Origin of the sequence: Variovorax trehalosi, from assembly GCF_051216415.1 — a bacterium.
In the GTDB taxonomy this organism is placed as follows: domain Bacteria; phylum Pseudomonadota; class Gammaproteobacteria; order Burkholderiales; family Burkholderiaceae_C; genus Variovorax.
Genome location: NZ_JBPJZG010000021.1, coordinates 1 through 3,671 on the forward strand (window position 1 = coordinate 1; position 3,671 = coordinate 3,671).

Here is a 3,671-nt window from a genome sequence, read left to right on the forward strand (position 1 = left end):
GCAGGCCCTGTTGCAGGGCCGACAGCGGCAGGATCTCCTCCAGTGGGGGCGAGGACTCTTCCAGTTGCTCGATTTCGGCCTGGCTCAGTGTGAGCAGGGGGAAGTCCGACGGTGTGAGGCTCGGCGTATCTTCCAGCGGGGCGGCGACAGCGGCGAGCGCAGCGACGTTCTGGTGCTGGAAGACGTTGCGCGGGGTGATGACGAGGCCAGCCTTGCGTGCACGGCTGACCAATTGGATGGAGCTGATGCTGTCGCCGCCCAGGTCGAAGAAGTTGTCATCGATGCCTACTTGAGGCAGGCGAAGGACTTCGGCGAAGAGATCGGCGAGGGTTTGCTCTTGTGGCGTTCTCGGTGCACGAATGCTCTGGGGCGTGAAGTCCGGAGCGGGCAACGCCTTGCGGTCGAGCTTGCCGTTGGGCGTGAGCGGCAGCGCATCGAGCACGACGATGGCAGCGGGGACCATGTAGTCGGGCAGGTCGCTGGCCAGCGCGCGGCGCAGGGCCGCGGTGTCGATGTTCTGCGCAGCCTCAGCCACGACATAGCCCACGAGCTGCTTGTGGCCAGGGGTGCCCTCGTGTGCGATGACGGCGGTCTGTGCGATGTTGGGCAGGCGTGCCAGGGCCGCTTCGATCTCGCCGGGCTCGATGCGAAAGCCCCGGATCTTGACCTGCTGGTCGGCGCGCCCGAGGAAGTCGAGCACGCCGTCGTCACGCCATCGCGCGAGGTCGCCCGTGCGGTACATCCGGCTGCCCGATGCACCGAAGGGGTTGGCCACGAAGCGCTCGGCGGTGAGGGCGGGGCGGTTCAGGTAGCCGCGTGCCAGGCCTGCGCCGGCGATGTACAGCTCGCCGGGCACGCCCGCGGGCACCGGCTGCAGCTGGGCGTCAAGCACGTAGACCTGTGTGTTGCCCAGTGGAGAACCGATCGGAATGCCGAGATCCGTCAGGTCTGAACTGCGAATGGAGTGCAAGGCCGCGAAAGTGGTCGTCTCCGTGGGCCCATAGCCATTCGTGATAACCAGGGAGGGACAATTCGCAAGAACCCGCTGAACCGCTGATGGAGTCAGCACATCTCCTCCCGCGAGAAGATGCTGCAAGCCGGCAAAACAGGATGGATCTTCTTCGGCGAAGAGACTGAACAGTCCGGCCGTTAACCAGAGTGTTGTGACGCGTTCACTGTCAATGAAGCGACGCAGGGTGTGAGGAGCAAGCTCTCGAATTGAGACAAGCACCACTTTGCCGCCCCCCAGAAGCGGCATCCACACTTCGAAAGTCGATGCATCGAATGTGATGGGCGAATGCTGAAGTACCGTGGTCATGCTGGCGTCATGCCAACGTTGATCAAGGGCCAGATTGACTACGTCTTCATGGGTCGTTATCACGCCCTTTGGCGTTCCGGTGGACCCTGATGTGTAGATGACGTATGCGGGGTGTTCGTGGCGCAGGGGCTGCGAGCGATGGTCGTCAGTGGGATTGCTGGTGGGGGCATTGCCCAGGGCCTGGCTCAGCGAAGGCTGGTCAAGGCACAGGGTGGGCACACCCTGGGGTAGCGAGGCGGCAGTGAGCGCGTTGCCGATCATGCAGACGGGCGCGGCATCCTGGAGCATGAAGGCCAGGCGGTCCTTGGGGTAGTCCACATCCAGGGGCAGGTATGCAGCGCCGGTCTTGACGATGGCCAGGAGGCTGACGACCAGCTCCATTGAGCGAGGCAGTGCCAGGGCGACGATGCTCTCGGGGCCCACGCCCTGGGCGATCAGGTGGTGGGCCAGTTGGTTGGCGCGTGCGTTGAGCTGGCCGTAGGTCAAGGTCTGGTCCTCGAAGACCAAGGCGGTGGCTTCGGGGGCGCGTGCGACCTGCAGCTCGAAGAGCTCGGGCAGGGTGGCCGGGGGCACCGGGTGCGCGGAGTCGTTCCATCCCAGCAGGATCTGCATGCGCTCCTCGGGCGCAAGGATCTGGATGTGTCCGATGGGCTGAGAGGCATCGGCAGCAATGGCTTCGAGCACACGCTGCAAGCGTGCCGTGAGCAGCTCGACCGTGGCGCGATCGAACAGGTCTGTGGCGAACTCGACGTGACCGGCAATGCCCTGGGACGAACCGTCCGTGCCGCGTTGCTCGCGCAGCGCGAAGGACAGATCGAACTTGGCAGTGTGCAGGCCCAATGGCTGGGCGCTGGCCTGCAGGCCGGGCAGCTGGAAGCTTGCACGGTCATTGTTCTGTAGCACCAGCATGACCTGGAACAGCGGATGGCGTGCCATGGAGCGCTGCGGGTTGAGTACTTCCACCAGGCGCTCGAAGGGCAGGTCCTGGTGCGCGTAGGCGGCCAGGTTGATCTCGCGCACGCGGGCCAGCAGCTCGCGGAAGCCAGGGTTGCCCGAGGTGTCGGTGCGCAGCACGAGCGTGTTGACAAAGAAGCCCACCAGGTTGTCCAGGGCCTCGTCGGTGCGCCCGGCGATCGGGCTGCCCAGGGGGATGTCGGTGCCCGCGCCCAGGCGGGTGAACAAGGCTGCGAGGGCGGCCTGCAGCACCATGAACATGCTCGCCTGGCCCTCGCGGGCCAGTGCTGCCAGCTTGCGGTGCAGGTCTGCATCCAGCTGGAAGGCGATGCTTTCGCCCTGATAGGAAGAGACGCCAGGGCGAGGCCTGTCGGTGGGCAACTGAAGTTGCTCGGGCAGGCCGGCGAGCGTGTGCTGCCAGTAGGCCAGCTGTGCCGAGATGAGGCTGTCGGGGTCGCTCTCGCTGCCCAGCAGCGCATGCTGCCAGAGCGTGTAGTCGGCGTACTGCACGGGCAGTGGTGACCACTGTGGGGCGTGGCCCTGTGCGCGAGCGGCGTAGGCGCTGGACAGGTCTCGCGCCAGTGGTGCGAGCGACCATCCGTCGCTGGCGATGTGATGGCACAGCAGCAAGAGGACGTGGTGCTCCTCGTCCAGGTGGAACAGGCTGGCGCGAATCGGGATCTCCGAGCCCAGATCGAAGCTGTGAGCGGCCGCCGCGGCGAGTTGGTGGGGCAGGGAGACTTCGCTGGCCTGGGCGATCTCCAGCACGGGTTGCGCGGACTCGGGCGGCAGGATGAGCTGCACGCAGGTGGCTTCGTCCGTGTCCTGGAAGACGGTGCGCAGGCTCTCGTGGCGCGCGACCACATCGCGCAGCGCCTGGTGCAGCGCCGTGTCATCGATGCGGCTGGTCAGGCGCAGGGCGATGGGGATGTTGTACGTGGAAGAGGGGCCGTCGATCCGGAAGAGCAGCCACATGCGCCGCTGAGCGAACGACACGGGAATCTGCGCGGGGCGAGCCATGGGCTGCAGTGCCTGACGTGCGTCCTGTGCGTCGCCCAGGCGCTGGGCCAGCTGTGCGACCGATGGTGCTTCGAACAGTGCGCGGATAGCCAGCTCCACGCCCAGGGAGGAGCGGATGCGGCTGATGAGCTTGGTGGCCAGCAGGGAGTGGCCGCCCAGATCGAAGAAGCTGTCGTCGATGCCCACCTTTGGGAGGCGCAGGACTTCGGCGAAGAGCGTGGCAAGGATTTCTTCTTGAGGCGTTCGCGGGGAGCGCATGCTGTGCGGGGTGAAGTCCGGCGCGGGCAGGGCCTTGCGGTCGAGCTTGCCGTTGGGCGTGAGCGGCAGCGCATCGAGCACGACGATGGCAGCAGGGACCATGTGCTCGGGCAGGGCGTCG

Annotated in this window: 1 protein-coding gene; it reads right to left on the reverse strand. The window is 66.1% G+C overall.

All coding sequences use genetic code 11. The features are described from left to right. A partial coding sequence (locus tag ACSFA7_RS33505; protein WP_435503351.1) for an amino acid adenylation domain-containing protein occupies nt 1–3,652 on the reverse strand: 3,652 nt, incomplete at its 3' end. Nucleotides 3,653–3,671: the final 19 nt, after the last annotated feature.